The following is a 22,176-nucleotide window of genomic DNA, read 5'->3' on the forward strand; positions in this document are numbered from 1 at the left end:
GGACTGCCAGAACCGGCCGGCGTAGGGGTGGGCCACAGGGGGTGTGCAGGGGTTTCGGCTGCCAAACGCCGATGTTAATTTCGCGTGGTCTGCTGCATGCATATTCGGTATGCCGGATGTTCTGCTCCACACGCCGACGGGGGAGACGAGGACCTTGACATACACGCGAATCGAGAACCAGACGCTGGACGGGGGTCTGCCTTGCTAGGGACGGAAGCGGTGGAAGAGCACACCGGGGTGCTCATCAGGAGATGAACGCCTGACCACGAGTTCTTGAGGAGCTGGGGTGGCGCCCGAGATAGCGGGAATCGATCAACAGCCCGTCGTGCAGGTGGAGTTGGGGTCCCTGACCATATCCGACTCACCCAGGCTCGACGGCGAGAGACCGGAACACATCCACGCCTTGGCGGACGCCGAGGCCGAGCTTCCACCGATCACCGTGCACCGGACGACCATGCGGGTCATCGACGGGGCACACCGACTCCACGCGGCCAGACTCCGGGGCCGCCACACGATAGCGGTACGGTTCTTCGACGGCGACGAGGCAGAAGCGTTCGTACTCGCCGTCCAGTTGAACGTCGCCCACGGTCTGCCCCTGACCCTGGCCGACCGCAAGCGCGCCGCGGAGCGCATCATCGCCTGGCACGCCCAGTGGTCCGACCGCAGGGTCGCCATGGTCACCGGCATCTCGCCGGGCACCGTGGCCGACATCCGGCGCAGGGTCCTGCGGGAACCGGAGCGGGCGGGCAAGCGCATCGGGCAGGACGGCAGGTTCCGTCCGGTGGACGGCAGCGCGGGACGCATCATGGCGGGCCGTCTGCTCACCGAGAACCCGGGGTTGTCCCTGCGTCAGGTGGCCCGTGCGGCGGGGATCTCCCCGGAGACCGCCCGGGACGTGCGCAGCCGCCTCAACAAGGGGGAGGACCTGTTGCCCAGGCAACGGGGGCGCAGGCCCGGCGTCACCGCCCCGCGTGCCGTACCGGAACCGCGCGGGGAGTTCGTTCCCCTGGCGCCCGTGCAGTCGGCGGGCCGGCCCCGGGCGGCACCCGATCCCGATCGGGCCGGACTCGTCAAGCGGCTGAAGGCCGATCCGGCACTGCGCTTCAGCGACACCGGGCGGAACCTGTTGCGCCTGTTCACGCTGCACGCCCTCCAGAACGAGGAGTGGGACGCCCTCATCGACAACGTCCCGCCGCACTGCCGGGACCTGGTCGCCGACCTCGCCCGGCAGTTCGCCGACCTCTGGTCGGACTTCGCGGTCCGGGTCCAGGAGGACGTCGTGCAGACGGGGTGACCGGTCCCGGACCGCCCGACCTCCCCGCCGTCCGGTGGGGACGAGGTGTCCAAGCGTGAAATCCGCACACTCGGACGAAGGTCGGGCGAGGAGCGCTCCCCACCGAAAAGGCCCCGGCCCCCCGCCGTTCGGCGGGGGGCCGGGGCCTCGGTACGGGGACGAACGGTCACCGCTCCCGCAGGGGGCCGCACACGGTGCGCAGGTGCCGGGCCTCCGCCACGTCGTGGCACCCCGACAACCCCAGGGCGTCCCGGAGTTCCACGGCCAGCAGGTCGAGGACCCGGGCCGCGCCGGCCTCCCCCGCGACCGCCAGCCCCCAGAGCAACGGCCGGCCCACCAGCACCCCGCGGGCGCCGAGCGCCAGGGCCCTGAGCACGTCCGTCCCGCTGCGCACGCCGCTGTCGAACAGGACCTCGCAGTGGTCCGGCACGGCCCGGACGATCTCCGGTAGCGCGTCGACGCTGGGCAGGGCGCCGTCGAGTTGCCGGCCCCCGTGGTTCGACACCACGACCGCGTCGACCCCCGACTCGGCGGCGCGCAACGCGTCCTCGGGTGCCAGCACCCCCTTGAGCACCAGCGGCAGTCGGGTCCGGCGGCGCAGTTCGTCCAGGGTCGACCAGGTCACCGAGGCGGAGAACGTCCGACCGGTGTGGACGGCCACGGCGGACCCGTCGCGGGTCCGCTCGTGCGCGGTGGGGCCCGTGGTGAGGTGGGCCGCCCGCACCTCGTCCGGCAGGGCGAACCGGTTGCGGACGTCCCGCAGCCTGCGGCCCATCCACGGGACGTCGACGGTGAGCACGAGGGCTTCGCAGCCGGCGTCCTCCGCCCTGCGCACCAGGTCCCAGGAGCGCACCTCGTCCCGCTGCCAGTACAACTGGAACCAGACGCTGCCGCCGAGCGCGGTCAACTCCTCCACGGGCACGCTGCTGAGGGTGCTCGCGGTGAACGGCACCCCGGCCGACTTCGCGGCCCGTGCGGCGGCGGCTTCGCCCTCCGGGTGGACCAGCCGTTGGTACGCCACCGGGGCGACCGCCACCGGCATCCGCACCGGACGGCCCAACAGCGTGGCGTCCGTTTCGCACCCCGCCACGTCCCGGAGCACCCGGGGCACCAGGAAGATCCGGTCCAGGGCGCTCCGGTTGGCGTCCAGCGTGGTCTCGGCGCCGCTGCCCCCGGCCAGGAAGTCCCACACCTCCGGGGACAGCACGGAAGCGGCGGCGCGCGCGAAGTCGTCGAGGCGGTGCGCCTCGACGGCCTCAGGGTTGCTTCGGGAACCCACGCTGCCCGGTCCTCTCCAACTCCACGGCCTCGTAGAGCGCCTTGATGTTGGAGCTGCCGAAGGTCTGGGCGCCCTGGCGCTCGATGACCTCGAAGAAGAGGGTGCGCCGCGGGTGCGTCGAGGCGGTGAAGATCTGGAAGAGCTGGCCGCCGTGGTCCTCGTCGGCGAGGACGTTGGTGGCGCGCAGGTCGTCGAGCCGCCCTTCGTCGAGCTCGATCCGCCGGCCCAACAGGTCGTAGTAGGCCGGGGGCGTGGTGAGGAAGGTGACCCCGCGACCCCGCAGCGCCCGTACCGCGCGGACCGCGTCGGAGGAGGAGAACGCGAGGTGCTGGACGCCCGACCCCTGGTGGTCCTTGAGGAACTCGTCGATCTGTCCGGCCTCGGCGGTGAGGTCGGGCTGGATGAGGGTCAGCGTCACCGAACCGGAGCGGCTCTGGACGACCTTGGACTCCATCGCCTGGGCGCCGACGACGATGCGCTCCTCGAAGATGTGCCGGAAGCCCAACGCCTCGCGGTAGAAGTCGACGGTCGGCTGGAGCTCGCCGCTGTTCAGGCACACGGCGACGTGGTCGAGTTCGAGGAGTTCGACGAGGTCGTCGGCGGCGTCGGTGCCGGCGGACCGCTCGACGGGCTCCTCGGACGGCGCCACCGCGGTGAATCCGGCGGGCAGTCCCGGCCCCTCCTCGGTCGCGCGCTGGACCAGGGTGTGGGAGACGTCGCCGAACCCCTGGAGCGTCGCGGTGACCCGGGGCCCGCCGGCCGGGTGGTGGGTGGGCGGTCGGCGCACCTCGGCGCCCCCCGCGACCGCCGCCGCGAACGCGGCCTCCACGTCGGGCGTCCGCAGGGCGATGTCGGCGACCCCGTCACCGTGCGCCAGGACGTACAGCGACGCCGGGTGGCGCTCCGAGACGCCCTCGGTGAGGACCAGGACGATCCCGCCGTGGCGCAGGGCCACACTGCGCCGCTCGGCCGACTCGCTGGTGCCCACGACGGTGAAGGCGTACTTGTCGGTCCAGTCGTTGACTGACGCGTCGAGGTGCTCGACGTAGATCTCGACGTAGTCGAGGGAGAGTTCGCCGAGCGCGCTCGCCGTCTCCGGTGCGTCCCGCATACGTGCCCCCTTCCGGGATATGGAAAGAATTCTGTCGAACTTTAAGTTCCTTGCCGTGTGTCTGGCTATCGCGCAATTGTCTGGTGAATGGACGGTTGGACAGTTCGGGGGCGTGCGTCATCGAATGGGGAATCGTGGTGGGTGCGGGGCTCGCGCGATGATAGAGGTGACCTTTGAGTACAGCCACTGCGGCGACGCGTGGAGTTCCGGGTGTCCACGACCCTGGTAACTGATCGGACACATTGCTTAACTGGTCGGCGGTTTTCATTTCGGGTGGAGCGCTTTCATACTGGGAGATGCCTTGTGATCCGGACCATGGCTGTCGTCGGCACGGGACTGATCGGCACTTCGGTGGCGCTCGCCGCCAGTTGGCAGGGCGTGACGGTGTTCCTGTCCGACCGGAACCCGGTGGCCGCCCGGACGGCCGCCGCGCTGGGGGCCGGGGTGGCGGAGTCACCACCGGGGCCGGTCGACCTCGCGGTGCTGGCGATGCCGCCCAGTCAGGTGGGCGACTCCCTCGTGGAACTCCAGGACCGGAAGCTGGCCCACTGCTACACCGACGTGGCGAGCGTGAAGTCCGGCGCGGAGCGGGTGGTGCTGAGCGACGCGCCGGAGCCGTTCCGCTTCGTCGGCGGGCATCCGATGGCCGGACGGGAGTGGTCGGGGCCGCTGGCGGCCCGCGGTGACCTGCTGCGCGGTCGCACCTGGGCGTTGACGCCCTCCCCGCTCACCTCCGCCCCCGCCCTGGAACGGGCGCTGGAACTGGTGTCGCTGTGCGGGGCGGTTCCGGTGGTGACCCGGAGCGCGACCCATGACGGCGCGGTGGCGCTGACCTCCCACGTGCCGCACCTGGTGGCGAGCCTGATGGCGGCCCGGTTGCGGGACAGCACGGCGGGCATGCGGCGGTTCGCCGGGCCCGGGGTGCGCGACGTGACGCGGATCGCCCGGGGCGACTCGCGGTTGTGGGGGGACATCCTCCAGTCGAACGCGGGCTCGGTCGTGGGGGTGGTGCGGGAGTTGCAGGCGGACCTGGGCCGCTTGGTCACCGCCCTGGACGCGTTGGCCGAGGACGGAGCGGACCGGGCGGAGGGCATGCAGGTCCTCGTGGACGTACTGGACCGGGGCATCGCCGGGGTGGAGCAGATATCCGGCGGCCCCGCCGGCGCCGCTCCGCTCGGTGACGGCGCCCCCGGGGAGCGGGCCCGGGCGTGGGTGGCGGTCAAGGAGCGGCCGGGTGAACTGGCGCGACTGCTGGAAGCACTGGGGGACCAGGTGGTGGCGGAGACGATGGGGATCGACGCGGACGGTGCCAGTGGGCTCGTCGCGCGGTTCGACGTGGCGGCGGAGGCGGTCGACCCGCTGCTGCGCCAGCTCCGCGCCGGCGGCTGGGAGTCGGGGCGCGAGTGATCCGGTGGGCGGACGGAACCGAGGGGGTGGAGGGTGCCGGGTGAGCAGGTGGGGGAGGGAGGAGCCCCAAGGGCCGGCTGGTGCGGGAGGGGCGGGGAGCGGAAGTGCCGAGGATGACTTTTGTGTGACGTCCGGAGGGACCGTCCGCACGGTTCTGCCCCGGGTGAATATGCCAAGTGTTCCTGACGGCCCGGACGGTAATTGACCATTCAAACTGTGAGTTTTCTATGAATTTTTGGGGGAAGGGGTCGGCGGCGGCCGTGCTACTTCGGGCAGAATCCGAACGAACGGGCACGACTGGGTGCGTTGACTTGTGTGCGGGCAGCGGGAGCATTCCAGCCGCAGTGGCGAAATCTGAGGCTGGGTCAGTTCACCCGTGAGTCAGCGTGTGACGGCGCCGTGCGGACACCGGGATCATCTCGGAGTTCGGGACGAGGCGCTTTTTTCGGGCATGGTGGTTACCCTGTGAGTGAGCTGGGAAGGTTCCTGCGCACCACTGGGTCAGCCACCCCCACACAGGCCCATTGTTCTGGGCGGATGCGGATCTCTGGTTCTTGTTTCTGAGTCGATCACTCTGTAGGAATCACGGACGCCGAAGCCCACAGCATCGTAGGAGCGCACGGATACGGTACGGGGGGTACCTGTGAACCTCGCAGAACGGAATGCCGACCTTCAGTTACTCAACAGACTCTACTTGCGGTGTGCCGCTGACCGGGGATCCGTCGTCTTCGTCAACGGCCCCGTGGGATCGGGAAAGACCGCGATGTTGTCGGCATTCGCGGAAAGGGCCGTGGAAAACGGCGCGCTGTTCGTTTCCATCACCGCTTCGGCCAGCGAACAGCACCACCGGTTCGGACTCGCCGACCAGTTGGTGACCGCACTGCGGGCCGCCGGAATGAAGGCGGACCCCTTCGTCGCCGGTGACATCGGCGGCCCCGCCCCGGGAGACGGGGCGCTCGGCACCGGCCCCGTTCCCCTGGGGCTGCTCCAACGGATCTGCCGTTCCGTGTGCGAGTTCGCCGAACAGCACAGCCCCCTGGTCCTCGGCATCGACGACGTGCACTTCGCGGACGCCGCCTCCCTGGAGGTCCTCAGCTACCTCGTCCGCCGCATCGACTCCTCCGCCGTCATGATCGTGATGAACGAGTGCACCGGACACGACCGGGAACTCGTCACCCTCCACGCGGAGACCCTGCACCTCCCCTACTGCCACGGCATCCGACTGACCCGGCTCACCGTGATGGGCGTCGCCGCGCAACTGCGGGACCGCCTGGGCTCCGCACCCTCCTACCACGAGGTCGAACTGTGGACCCGGGTCAGCGGCGGCAACCCGCTGCTCCTGCACGCCCTCATCGACGACCGCACGACGGACGGCACCGAACCCGGCGAACCCGAACCGGGCGAGTCCTACCGCTACGCCGTCGTGCGGTGCCTCCACCGCTGCCCACCGGACATGCTGGTGGCCGCCCGTGCCCTCGCCGTCCTCGGCGACGCGGCCACCAAGTCGCTCATCGGGGAACTCGTCGGCGGTGACGGCATCCTCGTCAACGGCAGCCTCGGCGCCCTGCACGCCGCCGGACTGCTCACGGCCACCCGCTTCCGTCACGAACAGGCCCAACTGGCGGTGCTCGCCGACGTCCCGGCCGGCGAACTCTCCGAGATGCACGGACGGGCCGCCGAACTCCTCCACGAGGGCGGCGCCTCCGCGGTCGCGGTGGCCCGGCAACTGATGGCCGCCCACGACTCCGTACGGACCCCCTGGCGGGTGGAGATCCTCCGTGAGGCGGCGCACGAGGCCATGGTGTCCGGCGAGGTCGCCGCCGCCGTGGGATACCTCCGCCACGCCTCCGGCATCTGCACCGACCCCGCCCAGGAAGCACAGGTCACCGCCGAACTCGCCGACGCCCAGTGGCACATCGACCCCGCCAAGGCGACCCGACACCTCGACCAACTGATCCGCATGGTCCGGTTCGGCCTGCTCACCGGGCCGGAGGCGTTGGTCCCGGTGAAGCACCTCATCTGGTGGGGCGAGTTCACCCGCGCCGACGACCTCCTGAAGCGCATCGAGAACCAGCAGGACCACGAACCCGCCCCCGTGACCACCGGACCCGGGCGCGCGGGCGTGCGACTGGTGCGGCTGGCGCTCTCCTTCTGCGCCCCCGACCTGGCCCGGGACCCGCGGGACGTCACCGGTGACCCGCTCGACGCCATGGCCGCCGGCGCGGGCGCGGGACCACTGACCGCACTGACCTTCCTCAACCTCTCCACCGACGGGGGCGGCGACGGCGAGGAGGTCCAGGGAGCCGACCAGGTGCTGCGCGCCACCCGCGCCGGCAGCCCCCTCGCCGCAACGATCCTCGCGCTCATCCTGCTCATCCAGACGGACCGCCTCGACGACGCCGTCTCCTGGTCCGACCGACTGCTCGAACAGCGGTGGATCGAGCGGGTGCCCATGCGCCGGGCCATGCTGGAGACCGTCCGCTCGGCCGCGGCCCTGCGCCGGGGGGAGGCCCTGGAAGCGGGCGCGTCCGCGCGGACCGTACTGCAACTCGTCGCGCCCGCCTCCTGGGGGGTGGCGGTCGGGCTGCCGCTCGCCCTGGCCATCCGGTCCGGCACCGAACTGGGCGCCTTCGACTCCGTCCTGTCGGTGCTCAACGTCCCCGTACCGGCCGGCATGTTCGACACCCCCTTCGCCTTGCCGTACCTCCAGGCGCTCGGCCGTTACCACCTGGCCGTCGGACGCCCGCACACCGCCCTGACGCACTTCCGCTCCTGCGGGGACCTCATGCGCAAGTGGCGGATCGACGCCCCGCACCTGGTGGACTGGCGGGACGACGCCGCCGCCGCGCTGGTCGCCATGGGCCGGGTCCAGGAGGCCAGGAGCCTGATGGAGGAACAACTCCTGCGCCGCAACGGGAGCCGGGTCCCGGACCACTTCAGGGACCGGGCGGCCCGTTCCCACGGCACCCGCCCGCCTGCCGCCCACACCCGCCCCCACCGGTGGGAGGCCCCGGGGCTGGGCTCCGGTCCGGGGTCCTCCCTCGGCGGGGCCGGCGCGCAGACCACGGCCACCGTCGACCACGGCGGCGAGGAGTCGTTCCCCGTACTCGTCGAACTCACCGAAGCGGAACGCAGGGTGGCCGCCCTCGCGGCCTCTGGTTGCACCAATCGGGAGATCGCCGGCAGATTGTTCATCACCATGAGCACGGTGGAACAACACCTCACCAAAATCTATCGGAAGCTACGGGTGCGGGGCCGCAACGACCTCCCCTCGGCACTCCAGGTCCACGGCCGTCCCTCGTGCCTGCCCAATGGCCGTTGAGGGCGGAGAAGGACCGTACTCCTCCACGCACGAACTTCTCACCCCCTGACTTCCACCCCCTTCACTTCCCACCCCCTGATTTCCCCCTCCCGTGCGCCACGCACCCGGGTGTTCACCGCCCGGGTGTTCCGCATGCGTGCCACAATGCGTCCAACCGGCAGGTCCCTTTCGGTTGGACGAAGGTTGTCGCGACGCCGCAATTCATGTGAGCCTGACCGTCGAAATCGAAATCAGACGTTCTTCGAGTGATCCTGAGCGATCTCGAATGGTCCCAGTGATCTCGATTCATGGCGCATGGGAGAATTCATGACCGGACGGGACGTCGACGAGGAGCAGCGGGCCGTGACCACCCCGGATTCCGGAACACCGGACGGCGCACCGGCGGCCGCCGGACCCCCCGCGGACGCCGGCCGCCCCGCCCCGCACCAGCTGTCGAGGGCCGCCCTGCACGCGAGCCTCGCCGACCCGGTGCTGGACACGATGAACTTCCTGAACGAGGTGACCCACCGCTACCCCGGGGCGATCTCCTTCGGCCCCGGGCGGCCGTACGACGGGTTCTTCGACAACGAGCAGATCACCGACCACCTGCGCCGCTACCTCGACCACCTCACCGCCCACGGCGGCACCCCCGGCGACCTGCGGACCGCGCTCTTCCAGTACGGGCCCACCGCCGGCATGATCCGCGGCGTCATCGCGGACTCCCTGCGCACCGACGAGGACGTCGACGTGCCCCCGGAGTCCATCGTGGTGACCGTCGGAGCCCAGGAGGCCATGCTGCTGGTGCTGCGCGCCCTGATGCGCGACCCCGCGGACGTCCTCCTCGTCGCCACCCCCTGCTACGTGGGGATCAGCGGCGCGGCACGCCTCCTCGACGTACCCGTCGTCCCCGTCGACGAACGCGAGGAAGGACTCGTCTGCGCCGACCTCGACGCCGTGGTCCGACGCGAGAAGGCCCGCGGGCGCCGGCCGCGCGCCTTCTACGTGGTCCCCGACCACTCCAACCCGTCCGGCACCACCCTGGGCCCCGCCGCCCGCGCCGAACTGCTGGAGCTGGCGACCCGCCACGACTTCCTCGTCATCGAGGACAGCCCCTACCGCCGGGTGAGCCCCGGGACCCCGCAGCCGACCCTGAAGTCCCTCGACCGGGACCGGCGCGTCATCCACCTGGGGTCCTACTCCAAGACGCTCTTCCCCGGCGCGCGGGTCGGGTTCGCCGTCGCCGACCAAGAGGTCGTGGACGAGGCGGGCCGCACCGGGCTGCTCGCCGACGAACTCGCCAAGATCAAGAGCATGGTGACGGTCAACACCCCGTCGCTGAGCCAGGCCGTCGTCGCCGGAGCGCTGCTCGCCGCGGAGGGCCGGATCTCCCGGCACAGCGCGGACACGGCCGCCTACTACGGCGAGGCCATGGCCACCACCCTCCGCTGTCTCGACGAGAGCCTGCCCGCCGAACGCAGGGCCGCCCTCGGGGTGCGGTGGAACGAACCCACCGGAGGGTTCTTCCTCCGCGTCCAGGTGCCCTTCCCGGCGGACAACGCGGCACTCGGTCGCTCGGCACAGGACCACGGCGTCATCTGGACGCCCATGCGGTACTTCTATCCGCAGGGCGGCGGACAGTGCGCCCTGCGCCTGTCCACCAGCTATCTGACCCCCGCGGAAATCAAGGAGGGAACCGCACGGCTCGCCCGTTTCATCGAGGCGGAGAGCGCGGAATTCCCAGCGGGGGGCGCGGGGGCGGACCGTACCCGCGACTGACGGACGAACCGTCGGGCAGCACAATCCCTCCGCACATCGAAACCCGCGCGAAAGACCCCGCGGGGCGGTGATCCGTAGATCCGCAGAGACCCGCAGAGATCCGCAGACCCGTAGTACCGGAGAAGTGCGAAACCGAGAAGCATCGAAATTCGTGGGGCGTATCCAGAATCCGCCGGGCGTCACCGGACGCCCCCACCCGGAAAGGGACGGGAATGACCGGCACGACCACACAACGACCGCGCAGCAAACCGCGCATGTGGGGATGGACCTTCCGATGACCACAGACACCGCAGCACCGGAGCTCCTGACCGAGGAGCACGTGCCCGCCGCACGCCACGCCGGCGCCCCCGGCTTCCTGACGCCCTTCGCCCCGCGCATCGTGGGCGTGGGCACCGCCGCCGCCGGAACCGTGTACAGCCAGCCGGACGTGCTCGACGCCTTCGGGATCACCGACCCCAAGATCCGGTCCGTGTTCCTCAACAGCGCCATCGACACGCGCCACCTCACCGTGCCCGACCCCGACGAGGACGGCGTCCGGGTCCCCGAACCGCAGGGCGACCTCCTCGACAAGCACAAGAGGCTGACCATCGAGATGGGCACCGAGGCGCTGCGGGCCTGCCTCAAGCGGGCCGGCGCCGAACTCTCGGACCTGCGCCACCTCTGCTGCGTGACGACCACCGGGTTCCTCACCCCCGGACTCAGCGCACGCCTCATCCGCGAACTGGGCATCGACCGGCACTGCAGCCGCTCCGACATCGTCGGCATGGGCTGCAACGCCGGACTCAACGCCCTCAACGTGGTGTCCGGTTGGTCCGCCGCGCATCCCGGCGAACTCGCCGTGGTGCTGTGCGCGGAAGCCTGCTCCGCCGCGTACGCCTTCGACTCCACCATGCGCACCGCGGTCGTCAACAGCCTCTTCGGGGACGGCGCCGGCGCCGTCGCGCTGATGTCCGGACCGGACGCCGGCCCGCCCGGCGCCGTCGAAGGACCCCACGTCCTGAAGTTCGCGAGCTGCATCATCCCCGAAGCCCTCGACGCCATGCGCTACGACTGGGACCGGGACCTCGACCGGTTCAGCTTCTTCCTCGACCCCCAGGTCCCCTACGTGGTCGGCGCGCACGCGGAGATCGTCATCGACCGTCTGCTCACCGGCACGGGACTGCGCCGCAGCGACATCAAGCACTGGCTGGTCCACTCCGGCGGCAAGAAGGTCATCGACTCGGTGATCGTCAACCTCGGGCTGACCCGCCACGACCTCCGGCACACCGTCGGAGTGCTCCGCGACTACGGCAACGTGTCGAGCGGGTCCTTCCTCTTCTCCTACGAGCGACTGCTCGACGAACACGTCACCCGTCCCGGCGAGTACGGGGTCCTCATGACCATGGGGCCGGGTTCAACGATCGAGACGGCGCTGGTCCAGTGGTGACCGCCCGGGAAGCGAGCGACACCGTGACCACCGTGAAGATCGACGGCACCGCGCCCCTGACGCTCGCCTCGGTGAAGGCCCTGGCCGACGTCTGCGACCAGGCCGAGGACCGGTCGTCCGGCGACGTGGGCGGTCGCGTCATCACCGCCCGGGTCACCGGCCGCCCCGGCCCCGGCTGGACCGAGGGGCTGAACGTCGCGCTGGTCACCAAGTGGGAACGCGCACTGCGCCGGCTGGAGCGCCTGCCCGCCGCCACCGTCGCGGTGGCCACGGGGGAGACCGGGGGCCCGGCCCTCGACGTGTTCCTCGCCGCCGACATCCGGCTGGCCACCCCCGACGCCCGGCTGCTGGTCGCCACCGACGGCGAGGCCACCTGGCCGGGCATGGCCGCCTACCGACTCGTCCAACAGGCCGGGACCGCCCGGGTCCGGCGCGCCGTGCTGTTCGGCGTGCCGATACCCGCCGACGAGGCGCACGAACTGGGGATCGTCGACGAACTCACCGAGGACCCGGACGCCGCACTCACCTCGGTGGCCCGACTCGCCGGGGAACTGTCCGGCAAGGAACTCGCCATCCGCCGCCAACTGCTGTTCGACGCCACCTCCACCAGCTTCGAGGACGCCATCGGCTCCCACCTCGCGGCCTGTGACCGCGCCCTGCGCCGCACCGCTGCCGTGGTGGACGCCCGGTGACGGCGTCCCTCCCGCCCCGCGAGGCGGCCCCGACCGGCTGGACGGCGCTCGCCGAAGCCGCCCGGCGGGTCGAGGAGTTGCTCGCCGCGCTCCCCGAGCCCGGGGCGCGCACACCGCAGCAGCGGGCCGCGGTGGCGGCGGCCCAGGACACCGCGCGGTCCCACCGCGTCCGCTTCCTGGACGAGCACGTCGACACCGTGTACGACCGGCTCACCGAGGGCCGCACGGCGAACCTGCGGATCGGGGAACTGGTCGAGGCGGCGGCCAAGGAGTACCCCGGCCTGGTGCCCTCCGAGGACCAACTCGCCGTCGAACGCGGCCGACCGCAGGCCGCCAAGGAGGGCCACGAGATCGACCAGGGCGTGTTCCTGCGGGCCGTCCTGCGTTCGTCCACCGCAGGACCGCACCTCGTCGACGCCATGCTCCGGCCCACCGCCCGGGCCCGGGACCTGCTGCCCGAGTTCCTCCGCGACGGCGTCGTCCAACTGGAGGCCGTGCGCCTGGAACGCGTCGACGGCGTCGCCCACGTCACCCTGTGCCGGGGCGACCGGCTGAATGCCGAGGACGGCCGCCAGGTCGACGACATGGAGACCGCCGTCGACCTCGCCCTGCTGGACCCCGGGGTCCGGGTCGGCCTGCTGCGCGGCGGAGTGATGACCCACCCGCGCTACCAGGGCAGACGGGTCTTCAGCGCGGGCATCAACCTGAAGGAGCTCAGCTCCGGGGGGATCTCCCTGGTCGGCTTCCTCCTCCGCCGCGAACTGGGCTACATCAACAAGATGGTGCGCGGCGTCCACACCGGGACCGACCCGGACACCGGCTCCGACGCGCCCGGCCGTTGGCACACCCCGCTGGTCGAGAAGCCCTGGGTCGCCGCCGTGGACGGGTTCGCCATCGGCGGCGGCGCCCAACTGCTGCTGGTGTGCGACCACGTGCTCGCCGCGTCCGACGCGTACCTCAGCCTGCCCGCCGCCCAGGAGGGCATCATCCCGGGCGCCGCGAACTTCCGGCTGGGCCGCCAGGTCGGCCCGCGGCTGTCCCGGCAGGTCGTCCTCGGCGGACGCCGGCTCTGGGCGACCGAACCGGAGGCGCGGCTCCTCATCGACGAGGTCGCCGAACCGCGGGACATGGACGCGGCGATCGACCGGGCCGTGTCCCGGCTCGACGGCGACGCGGTCCTCGCCAACCGCAGGATGCTGAACCTCGCCGAGGAACCCCCGGACGCGTTCCGCGCCTACCTGGCCGAGTTCGCGCTCCAGCAGTCCCTACGGATCTACGGCGAGGACGTCATCCGCAAGGTCGGCCGGTTCGCCGCGGGCGCCGCACGAACAGCGGGGGCCCCGTGAGCGGGGACCGCGCCCGGGTGCGCTACGAGAAGAAGGACCACGTCGCGTACGTCACCCTGGACCGGCCCGAGGTCCTCAACGCGATGGACCTGCGCACCCACGAGGAACTCGCCGGGATCTGGGACGACGTCGAGGCCGACGACACGATCCGGGTCACGGTGCTGACCGGTGCGGGCGACCGCGCCTTCTCGGTGGGGCAGGACCTGGGGGAACGGGCCCGTCTCGACGCCGAGGGCGCCGCCCCGACCACGTTCGGCAGCCGGGGACAACCGGGCTGGCCCCGGCTCACCGACCGCTTCACCCGGTCGAAGCCGGTACTCGCCCGGGTCCACGGCTACGCCCTGGGCGGCGGTTTCGAACTGGCCCTCGCCTGCGACCTGGTCATCGCCTCCGAGGAAGCGGTCTTCGGGCTCCCCGAGGTGCGCCTGGGCCTGGTGCCGGGGGCCGGCGGCGTGTTCCGGCTGGCCCGGCAACTGCCCGAGCGGGTCGCCCTCGGGTACCTGCTCACCGGCCGTCGGATGGACGCCGCCACCGCCGCGGGCTTCGGGCTCGTCAACGAGGTCGCCCCGGTCGACCGGCTCGACGAGGCGGTCGACCGGTGGACGGACGACCTGGTGCGCGCCGCCCCCCTGTCGGTGCGCGCCATCCGGGAGGCGGCCCTCAGATCGGTGGACCTCCCGCTGGAGGAGGCGTTCACCACCTCCTACGTCTGGGAGGAGCGCCGCCGGCGGGGCGACGACGCCGCGGAGGGGGTCCGTGCCTTCCGCGAGAAGCGGGACCCCGTGTGGACCGACGGCTGACCCGCCGGGTGCCGCGGTGCCGCCCCGTGCGGCCCCGGCCCCGCACGGGTGTAGGGGCCGCACGGTACGGGTAGCCGCCGGCGGACGGGAGCCGCCAGACAGGAGAAGACGATGCCACGAGCGCGGATCAACGGGATCGACCTCAGCTTCGACGTCCACGGTGCGGGGGAACCCGTCGTGCTGGTGGCCGGCACCGGGAGCCCCGGCCGGATCTGGCGGACCCACCAGGTGCCCGCCCTGAAGGCCGCGGGCCACCAGGTGATCACCCTCGACAACCGGGGGCTCGCCCCCGACGGACCCGGCCACCGGGACTTCACCCTCGACGACATGGTGGCGGACGTCGCCGGGCTGATCGAGCACCTCGGCGCCGGCCCCTGCCGGGTGCTGGGCCACTCCCTGGGCGGGATCGTCGTCCAGGAACTCCTGGTGGCCCGACCCGAACTCGTCCGCCAGGCCGTGCTGGTCGCGTCGAGCGGGCGGACCGACGAGGTGATCCGCGCCATGGCCGCCGCCGATCTCGCGCTGGCCGACAGCGGCATCACCCTGCCCCCCGCCTACGCGGCCTTCGTGGCGGCCCTCCAGAACCTCTCCCCGCGCACCCTCAACGACCAGGAGCAAGTACGGGACTGGCTGGGCGTCTTCGAGCTGTCCTCCGTCGACCCGTCGGCCGCGCGGGGTCAGTTGGCGGTGGACCAGATCCCCGACCGGCTCTCCGCCTACCGGTCGATCCGCCGCCCCTGCCTGGTCGTCGCCTTCCAGGACGACCTGGTCATCCGCCCCCATCTGTCCCGGGAGGTCGCGGACGCCGTCCCCGGCGCCCTCTACCGGGAACTGCCCGGCTGCGGACACTACGGATACCTGGAACAGCCCGACGCCCTGAACTCCGTCGTGATCGACTTCTTCGCCGGACGCCTCCCGGCCGGCCCGCGGCCCTCGTGACCGCGCGGCGCGGACCGGGCGCCCCTGACCCTCACCGGCTGCCGGCGGTCGCCCTCCCGTGCCGGGGGACGGCGGCCTTCGGGCCGGCCGGCACCACGGGGACCACGGGGAACGAGACCGTGATGCTCAGCCCGCCCTCCGGCCGCGGCACGGTGGCGATGGTCGCGTCATGGGCGACGGCGATGGCCTGCACGATGGACAGCCCCAGACCGAGCCCGTCGCTGCGCCGCCCGGTGCGGGTGCCGCCGAGCCGCTGGAACGGCTGGAACAGCGTTTCGACCTTCTCCGGCGGAACCACCGGTCCGGTGTTGGCGACGGTGAGGACCGCCCGACCGTCCACGGTCCGCGCGCTCACCTCCACCTCGCCCCCGGGCGCGTTGTGCTTGAGCGCGTTGTCCACCAGATTGACCACCAGGCGCTCCGCGAGCGGCCGGTGGCCGGTCGCCACCGCTTCCGTCACCGACGAGCGCAGCGCCACCGCCCGCAGCTGGGCCCCCGAGGACTGGGCGTCCACCACCTCCTCGGTCAGCCGGGCGAGGTCGAACGGCTGCCGCGCCTCGATCCCCGCATGGCTGCGGGTGAGGGTGAGCAGCGCTTCGAGCAGCCGTTCCTGTTGGGCCCCCGCGGCGAGGATGCGTTCGTGGGCCTGGCGCAGGGACTCGACGCTCGCTTCCGGATCGGACAGGGCGACCTGACCGATGGTCCGTTGTCGGGCGAGGGGCGTGCGCAACTCGTGGGAGGCGTTGGCCACGAACTGGCGCTGGGCCTGGAAGGACCGCTCCAGCCGGACCAGCAACGCGTCGAAGGTGTCGCCCAGGTCCTTCAGTTCGTCGCCGGGCCCCTCCAGGGCGAGCCGACGGTGCAGACTGGTCGCCGAGATGTCCCGGGCGGCGGCCGTGATCGTCCGTAGCGGTCGCAGGATGCGCCCCGCCACGATCCAACCGAGCGCGATCGAGAGCAGCGACATCAGGGCCAGCGCGATGACGGAGTTGCTGAGCAACTGCTGCATCAGCCCGGAACGTTGGGTGGCGAGCAACTCCCGCGCCCTCTTCGACGCCTCTTCCCGGTTGATCGCCCGGGGGCCCTCGGGGCTGACGGAGCTCGGGGCTGCGTCCTGGGGCGGGAGCGGAGCGGTGATGTCGGGTTGCTCGGCGAAGGTGATGTTGGAGTCCCGGGGCGGGTCGAACAGGATCGAGTACCGCACCAGTACGTAGGTGATCGCCAGCAGGGTCGCACCGGAGATCAGGAACAGCCCCCCGTACAACAGCGTCAGTTTCGCCCGCACGGTACGACGGGAACCGCCGGAGAGCACGGCGCGACGGGTGATGGTGGCGACGACCGACATAGGCATCCTCACGTCCGGTGTTCCTCGCGTCCACGATGATCCGTCCCCGGTTTCCGCGGGGTTTCACCGGCCGCGCGTCGATTTCGGCCGGTACCCGTGGCGCGGCGACCGGCGGGCGGCGCCATGGTAGGCGCCGCGTCCCCTCGCCGTCCCCGGAACGATCAGCCGTCACCCGACCGGTAGCGGTGCCCCGACCGGTCGCGGTGGTACCGGGCGCGGGTGCGAACGGCGCGTGCACCAGGCGTGCACGAAGGCCGCGCGCCCCCATGAGAAGGGGGCGGGAACTCGGTTCCGTGGAGCGAAACCTTGGTGAAACCGGGGGTCTCGTAGAAAGGGTCCACGCAGAAAACTCAGCACGCGGTCGACAGCGGTACACGAAGTACCGGGAGGGTCGCGTCGGAGGTAGCGCGGGCGGTGAAAGTCGACCCGGACCACACCGGCGCGGACTTCGCCCCATCGACCGCCCCGAGGGCCCCTGCACCGTTCCGCCGCCTGGAATTCAGACGCACGGGACCGTGGCGGGGCATTCACCGGCCGCGTGCCGAATTCCCCTTACCCGACCCCGACAAGGACGGCGGCTTCAGCCTCATGCAGGACAGTCCCTTCGACCTCGCGTCGTCACACTCCCGCCGGGTCGCCCCCCGGCAGCTTGGGGGCGGATCGTGAGCACCACGCAGCTTCCCACCGACGACGGCACCGCGGACGCGGCCCCGCCGGACGACGGCAAGGGCCGTCGTGCCCGCCGCAAGGGCTCCGGGCGCCGCCGCTGGATCATCACGGCCGTCGTGGTGGTCCTGGCGGCGGCGGGCGCCGGGGTCGTCGTCCTCGACCCGTTCGCGAAGTCGTCGGACGACAGCTCCTCCGAAGGCACCACCCGCACCGGGGTGGCCGAGGTGACCAAGGGAACGCTCGCCGCGCGGACCCAGACGAACGGAACGCTCGGATACGCCGGCTCCTACAAGGTCGTCAACAAATCCAACGGAACCCTCACGAAGCTCCCCCGGGTGGGCGAGGTGATCCGCCAGGGGAAAGTGCTCTACCGGGTCGACGGAAAGCCGGTGGTGTTCCTCCAGGGCGCCTACGTCCCCGCATACCGGAAACTCGCCTGGAACATGGAGGGCGTCGACGTACAGCAGTTGAATTCCGCGCTGCTCGATATGGGTTACGCGGACAAGGGCGATATCGACCCCGACTCCGACTACTACGGCTGGCAGACCTATTACGCCGTCAAGGAACTCCAGGACGACCTCGGGTTGAAGGTGACCGGGGAACTGGAACTGGGGCAGGCGGTCTTCCTCTCGGCGAAGGAGATCCGGATCACCAAGGTCGGTGCGGTCAGCGGTTCCTCCGCCGCTCCGGGTTCCGTGGTGGTCGAGGGCTCCTCCACCCAGCGCCAGGTGTCGGTGGCGCTCCGCGCCAGCCAGCAGGCCGACGTGAAGAAGGGCGACAAGGTCACGATCTCCCTGCCGAGCGGGCAGTCCACACCCGGTGTGGTCTCGTCGGTCGGCAAGGTGGCCACCAAGTCCGGCGACGGCATGACGGTGGAGGTGCTGATCAAGCCGTCCAAGCCGAAGGACACCGGCCAGCTGGACCAGGCGCCCGTCCAGGTGTCCATCGTCAGCGGCTCCGTCAAGGACGTGCTGTCCGTGCCGGTGAACGCCCTGCTCGCGCAGGCCGGCGGCGGCTACGCCGTCGAGGTCGTGGACGCCGCGGGCGAACGCCGCCTGGTGAAGGTGGAGACGGGCCTCTTCGACGACAGCGCGGGCCGGGTCCAGGTCACCGGGGACGGGCTGAGCGCCGGCCAGAACGTCGTGGTGCCGGGATCATGAGCGAGACGGCGACGGACGTCGCGGCGGCCCCCCGGCAACGCCTGGGCGAACCGGTCCTCGAACTGGAGGACGTCAGCAAGGTCTACCCCGGGGTCTCCCCGGTGGTGGCCATGGACAAGGCCAGCTTCACCATCCGCCGGGGCGAACTCGTCGCGATCGTGGGCCCGTCCGGCTCCGGGAAGTCGACCCTGCTCCAGGTCATGGGAAGCCTGGACCGCCCCAGCTCCGGCAAGGTCAAGATCGTGGGCGACGACGTCGCGCGGATGTCGGACAAGGCCCTCGCGGGGCTGCGGGCCACCCGCATCGGCTTCATCTTCCAGCAGTTCTTCCTCGCCAACAATTCCACCGCCCTGGAGAACGTGGCGGACGGACTCCTCTACTCGGGCGTCCGGCACCGGGAGCGGCTGCAGGCCGGCGCCACCGCGCTGGCCCGGGTCGGCCTCGCCCACCGGGCGAACCACCGTCCGCCGGAGCTGTCCGGCGGTGAACGCCAGCGCGTCGCCATCGCCCGGGCGCTGGCGGGCAACCCGGCGATCGTGCTGGCCGACGAACCCACCGGCAACCTCGACAGCGTCACCAGCGCCTCGATCTTCGACCTGCTCAAGCAACTCAACTCCGAGGGCACCACGATCGTCGTCATCACCCATGACCGCGACCTCGCGTTCCGGATGCCCCGTCGGATCGAGGTGCTCGACGGTCGCATCGTCCACGACGTCATGGTGCCGGACGGCTCCGGACCCGCCGTGGACGGCCCGCCCGCCACCCCGGACGGCTCCGTCCCCTCCGAAAGGGTCCAGTCATGACCACCACGGCCCCGCCCTCCGGCCGGATGCACCCCGCCGACCTGGCCAGGACCGCCAGCGTCGGCCTGCGCACCCGGCGGATGCGGGCCGCGCTGTCCGCGCTGGGCATCGCGATCGGCGTGGCGGCGATGGTCGCGGTGATGGGGCTGTCCCGTTCGTCCCAGGCGGGCCTGTTGGCCGAGATCGACAAACTGGGCACCAACCTGCTCACCGTCACCCCCGGCCGGGTCGTCGCCGGTGGCACCGCCAAACTCCCCGTCGACGCCCCGGCGATGATCAACCGGATCGGCCAGGTCGAAGCGGTCCAGAGCACCGGCAAGACCGACGCCAACGCCTACCGCAGTCCGCACATCCCCAGCATCAACACCAACGGCCTCAGCGTCACCGCCACCAGCCTCGGCCTGCCCGCCACCGTGCGGACCTCCGTCGCCGAGGGCCGGTTCCTCAACGCGGCGACCGCCGAACAGCCCGTCGCGGTCCTCGGCTCGGACGCCGCCAGCCGGCTCGGCATCGACCGCATCCACCAGGGCGTACGGATCTGGGTCGGCGGCAAGTGGTTCTACGTCGCCGGCATCCTCAAGCCCGCCAAACTCACCCCGGAGATCAACTCCGCGGTGATGGTGGGGTACGGGGCGGCCAAGAAGTACCTCAACTTCGACGGCCACCCCTCCATCATCTACGTGCGCGCCGAGACCGACCACGTCAACGAGGTGCAGCAGCTCCTCGCGGCCACGGCCAACCCGGAGCGCTCCGACGAGGTCGCCGTCAGCCAGCCTTCGGCCGCGCTGGAGGCCCGCGCCGCCACCCAGTCCGCACTCAACGGACTCTTCCTCGGGCTGGGCGCCGTCGCCCTCCTCGTCGGGGGCATCGGCGTGGCCAACACCATGGTCATCTCCGTACTGGAACGCCGCTCCGAGATCGGCCTACGGCGCGCCCTGGGCGCCACCAAGGGCAACATCCGCGTGCAGTTCCTCTCCGAGGCGGTGCTCCTCGCCGCCCTGGGCGGCGCGGTCGGGGTCGGATTGGGGGTGATCGCCACCATGGTGTACGCCCAGATCAAGGGCTGGACCACGGTCGTCCCGGTGATCGCCTGGGCGGGCGGACTCGCCGCAGCCGGCGCCATCGGCGCCATCGCCGGACTGCTGCCGGCGCTGCGGGCCGCCCGCATGCAACCCACCGAGGCCCTCCGCACCACCTGACACACCGACGCCCGGCACCGTGGACCGCCACCCCCACGGTGCCGGGTCCCGTCATGTCGGCGGCCGGACGCCCACGTGCCGCACTCGCCGGGCCGCGCGCGCCGGGCCGGGGCATGCTTGATCCGAGTGAACCCGCTTCCCGGGACGCGGTGCCGATGCGGTCCGCGTCGCCTCCACCGTCGAACGGAGGGCTGACGGACCATGGGCGCCACCGCGGACGCGCCACGCGGCAGCCGGTTCGACGCCGTGTGGGACAGCCCCCTCCTGGGCATGACGCCCTGGATCGTCTTCTCGCTCCTCGTCGGCCCCTCCCGGTTCGAGCTGTCGGTGGGGCTCGCCCTGGCCCTCACCGCCGTCATCGTGATCACCGGGCGGCTGCGGCGCCCCGGTGGTTCGTGGAAGCTGCTGGAACTCGCGGACGTCGCCTTCTTCGCCCTGATGGCCGTCGTCGGGGCCCTCGCCTCGCCCGGGACGCTCCGGTGGCTGGAGACCTACGCGGGGGAGGTGTCCAACATCGCCCTCTTCGTCATCGCCGCCGGATCGATGGCGGCCCGCGTCCCCTTCACCCTCCCGTACGCGCGCGAACAGGTCGGCCGGGAGGTGTGGGACTCGCCCGTCTTCCTGCGCACCAACTACGTCATCACGGGCGTCTGGGGCCTGGCGTTCCTCGTCGCGGCGGTCGTCGGGGCCTACGGAGACCTCGTCCTGCACGATCCGAACAACCTGTGGACCGGGTGGATCATCCAGATCCTGGCCATCCTCGCCGCACTGCGCTTCACCCGCTGGTACCCCGAGGTGGTCCGCGGGCGGAACCGGCCCGGCCGGACCCCGCCGCCCCTGAGCCGACTGCTGGTCCCGCTCGGCGGCCTCGCCCTCCCCGTCGGGGTCGTCATGCTCCTCTTCGACGGGGGACCCGTGTGGCTCGCCGTCCTGCTGATCGCCGCGGGGCTGCTGCTGATCGGGGTCCGGCGGAGGCCGGCACGGAGACCGGCCTCCGCGACCGACCGACCCGGACCGCCTCCCGACGCGCCGACCGAGTGACGGATGCGGGTCCGAGAATCCCGCGCGTCCAACTGTCATTTCCTTGTCCAACTGCCTGAATTAGCTGGTTGGACGCCGTTGGCCATTGCTTGTCCGGTGACTTGGCGGCAACTACCATCGCTCGGAGCAGAAGGCGAAAGAGTACGTATTCTCGGCTCGGTTCCGCTTCCTGGGAGGGGCGAAATGGCGAACCCATTCGACAATGAAGACGGGTCCTTTTACGCGCTCATCAACGACGAAGGCCAGTACTCGCTCTGGCCGACCTTCGCGGACGTCCCCGCGGGCTGGGAGATCGCCTTCGGCGAGGACACCCGGCAGGCCTGCCTCGACCACATCGAGGAACAGTGGACGGACATGCGTCCGAAGAGCCTGATCGAGGAGATGCAGCAGTACGAGCGCGCCCAGTAGGGCCCTCTCCGCACTGCGTCTTCCCACGGTGACGGGCCCGGAGCGCGATGAGCCTCCGAGGCCGTGCCGCGTCGGCCACCGCACGGGAGTCCCCGGGCCCGGCCCGGACCGCGCACCACGCGCCGTCCGCCCGCCCCGGAACAGGCACAGAAACGGTTCCCCCCGTCGGACCCGACTCCG

General features: G+C 71.5%; 17 protein-coding genes. 14 read left to right on the forward strand and 3 right to left on the reverse strand.

Features of this window, described 5'->3' with window-relative positions:
- The first annotated feature begins 286 nt into the window (after positions 1-286).
- On the forward strand, positions 287-1,294 hold the full coding sequence (locus ACFYOU_RS08950; protein WP_391304313.1) for a ParB N-terminal domain-containing protein: 1,008 nt from the start codon (positions 287-289) through the stop codon (positions 1,292-1,294).
- Between the two features lie 166 nt (positions 1,295-1,460).
- Here the strand turns inward: ACFYOU_RS08950 and ACFYOU_RS08955 are convergent, their stop codons facing one another.
- Together ACFYOU_RS08955 and hppD are read right to left on the reverse strand one after the other, a co-directional pair.
- The gene (locus ACFYOU_RS08955) at positions 1,461-2,573 is read right to left on the reverse strand and encodes an alpha-hydroxy-acid oxidizing protein (RefSeq protein WP_391304315.1); all 1,113 of its coding nucleotides are present in this window, start codon (positions 2,571-2,573) and stop codon (positions 1,461-1,463) included.
- The gene (gene hppD, locus ACFYOU_RS08960) at positions 2,551-3,684 is read right to left on the reverse strand and encodes a 4-hydroxyphenylpyruvate dioxygenase (protein WP_391304317.1); all 1,134 of its coding nucleotides are present in this window, start codon (positions 3,682-3,684) and stop codon (positions 2,551-2,553) included. Before hppD ends, ACFYOU_RS08955 begins: the two co-directional genes overlap by 23 nt.
- Before the next feature lie 315 nt (positions 3,685-3,999).
- Here hppD and ACFYOU_RS08965 point away from each other — a divergent pair, with 315 nt between their 5' ends.
- The 8 genes from ACFYOU_RS08965 to ACFYOU_RS09000 all read left to right on the forward strand — a co-directional run bounded on the left by ACFYOU_RS08965 (position 4,000) and on the right by ACFYOU_RS09000 (position 15,371).
- Positions 4,000-5,091: a prephenate dehydrogenase gene (locus ACFYOU_RS08965; RefSeq protein WP_389770934.1), complete on the forward strand. Its 1,092-nt coding sequence runs from the start codon at positions 4,000-4,002 to the stop codon at positions 5,089-5,091.
- A gap of 643 nt (positions 5,092-5,734) precedes the next feature.
- Complete coding sequence (locus ACFYOU_RS08970; protein ID WP_391304318.1) at positions 5,735-8,413, forward strand: AAA family ATPase; 2,679 nt, start codon at positions 5,735-5,737, stop codon at positions 8,411-8,413.
- A 306-nt stretch (positions 8,414-8,719) separates the two neighbouring features.
- Positions 8,720-10,168: an aminotransferase class I/II-fold pyridoxal phosphate-dependent enzyme gene (locus ACFYOU_RS08975; protein ID WP_391304319.1), complete on the forward strand. Its 1,449-nt coding sequence runs from the start codon at positions 8,720-8,722 to the stop codon at positions 10,166-10,168.
- Positions 10,169-10,442: 274 nt separating this feature from the next.
- Positions 10,443-11,594 carry a 3,5-dihydroxyphenylacetyl-CoA synthase DpgA gene (gene dpgA / locus ACFYOU_RS08980; protein ID WP_391304321.1) on the forward strand — a complete coding sequence of 384 codons (1,152 nt, stop codon included), beginning with the start codon at positions 10,443-10,445 and terminating at the stop codon, positions 11,592-11,594.
- A gap of 23 nt (positions 11,595-11,617) precedes the next feature.
- On the forward strand, positions 11,618-12,286 hold the full coding sequence (dpgB, locus tag ACFYOU_RS08985) for an enoyl-CoA-hydratase DpgB (protein WP_389770943.1): 669 nt from the start codon (positions 11,618-11,620) through the stop codon (positions 12,284-12,286).
- Positions 12,283-13,632 carry a (3,5-dihydroxyphenyl)acetyl-CoA 1,2-dioxygenase DpgC gene (dpgC, locus tag ACFYOU_RS08990; RefSeq protein ID WP_391304323.1) on the forward strand — a complete coding sequence of 450 codons (1,350 nt, stop codon included), beginning with the start codon at positions 12,283-12,285 and terminating at the stop codon, positions 13,630-13,632. The genes dpgB and dpgC overlap by 4 nt, the downstream gene beginning before the upstream one ends.
- Positions 13,629-14,432 (forward strand): enoyl-CoA-hydratase DpgD, encoded by an 804-nt coding sequence (gene dpgD / locus ACFYOU_RS08995; protein WP_389770948.1) that lies wholly within the window; start codon positions 13,629-13,631, stop codon positions 14,430-14,432. Before dpgC ends, dpgD begins: the two co-directional genes overlap by 4 nt.
- 111 nt (positions 14,433-14,543) lie before the next feature.
- Positions 14,544-15,371, forward strand: coding sequence for an alpha/beta fold hydrolase (locus tag ACFYOU_RS09000; RefSeq protein WP_391304325.1), 828 nt, complete (start codon positions 14,544-14,546; stop codon positions 15,369-15,371).
- A 31-nt stretch (positions 15,372-15,402) separates the two neighbouring features.
- Here ACFYOU_RS09000 and ACFYOU_RS09005 read toward each other — a convergent pair whose 3' ends face one another.
- Positions 15,403-16,722: an ATP-binding protein gene (locus tag ACFYOU_RS09005; protein ID WP_391304952.1), complete on the reverse strand. Its 1,320-nt coding sequence runs from the start codon at positions 16,720-16,722 to the stop codon at positions 15,403-15,405.
- A gap of 656 nt (positions 16,723-17,378) precedes the next feature.
- Here ACFYOU_RS09005 and ACFYOU_RS09010 point away from each other — a divergent pair.
- The 5 genes from ACFYOU_RS09010 (at position 17,379) to ACFYOU_RS09030 (ending at position 21,996) form a co-directional block, all read left to right on the forward strand.
- Positions 17,379-18,545, forward strand: a complete 1,167-nt coding sequence (locus ACFYOU_RS09010; RefSeq protein ID WP_389770957.1) for an efflux RND transporter periplasmic adaptor subunit — start codon at positions 17,379-17,381, stop codon at positions 18,543-18,545.
- Positions 18,542-19,348 (forward strand): ABC transporter ATP-binding protein, encoded by an 807-nt coding sequence (locus ACFYOU_RS09015; RefSeq protein WP_389770960.1) that lies wholly within the window; start codon positions 18,542-18,544, stop codon positions 19,346-19,348. Before ACFYOU_RS09010 ends, ACFYOU_RS09015 begins: the two co-directional genes overlap by 4 nt.
- Positions 19,345-20,547, forward strand: coding sequence for an ABC transporter permease (locus tag ACFYOU_RS09020; RefSeq protein WP_387011043.1), 1,203 nt, complete (start codon positions 19,345-19,347; stop codon positions 20,545-20,547). Before ACFYOU_RS09015 ends, ACFYOU_RS09020 begins: the two co-directional genes overlap by 4 nt.
- A 201-nt stretch (positions 20,548-20,748) precedes the next feature.
- A complete protein-coding gene (locus tag ACFYOU_RS09025; protein ID WP_391304328.1) occupies positions 20,749-21,588 on the forward strand; it encodes a hypothetical protein in 840 nt (279 codons plus the stop codon).
- 183 nt (positions 21,589-21,771) lie between these two features.
- Entirely contained in the window at positions 21,772-21,996 is a 225-nt protein-coding gene (locus ACFYOU_RS09030; protein ID WP_385495244.1) for an MbtH family protein, read from the forward strand.
- Positions 21,997-22,176: the final 180 nt, after the last annotated feature.

This window comes from Streptomyces sp. NPDC005955 (assembly GCF_042871255.1).
GTDB lineage: Bacteria > Actinomycetota > Actinomycetes > Streptomycetales > Streptomycetaceae > Streptomyces.

Coding starts and splice junctions, on each gene's coding strand:
- hppD (WP_391304317.1), bottom strand. CDS start 3,684: ATGCGGGACGCACCGGAGACGGCGAGCGCGCTCGGCGAACTCTCCCTC.
- ACFYOU_RS08965 (WP_389770934.1), top strand. CDS start 4,000: ATGGCTGTCGTCGGCACGGGACTGATCGGCACTTCGGTGGCGCTCGCC.
- ACFYOU_RS08975 (WP_391304319.1), top strand. CDS start 8,720: ATGACCGGACGGGACGTCGACGAGGAGCAGCGGGCCGTGACCACCCCG.
- dpgA (WP_391304321.1), top strand. CDS start 10,443: ATGACCACAGACACCGCAGCACCGGAGCTCCTGACCGAGGAGCACGTG.
- ACFYOU_RS09000 (WP_391304325.1), top strand. CDS start 14,544: ATGCCACGAGCGCGGATCAACGGGATCGACCTCAGCTTCGACGTCCAC.
- ACFYOU_RS09005 (WP_391304952.1), bottom strand. CDS start 16,722: ATGCCTATGTCGGTCGTCGCCACCATCACCCGTCGCGCCGTGCTCTCC.
- ACFYOU_RS09015 (WP_389770960.1), top strand. CDS start 18,542: ATGAGCGAGACGGCGACGGACGTCGCGGCGGCCCCCCGGCAACGCCTG.
- ACFYOU_RS09020 (WP_387011043.1), top strand. CDS start 19,345: ATGACCACCACGGCCCCGCCCTCCGGCCGGATGCACCCCGCCGACCTG.
- ACFYOU_RS09025 (WP_391304328.1), top strand. CDS start 20,749: ATGGGCGCCACCGCGGACGCGCCACGCGGCAGCCGGTTCGACGCCGTG.
- ACFYOU_RS09030 (WP_385495244.1), top strand. CDS start 21,772: ATGGCGAACCCATTCGACAATGAAGACGGGTCCTTTTACGCGCTCATC.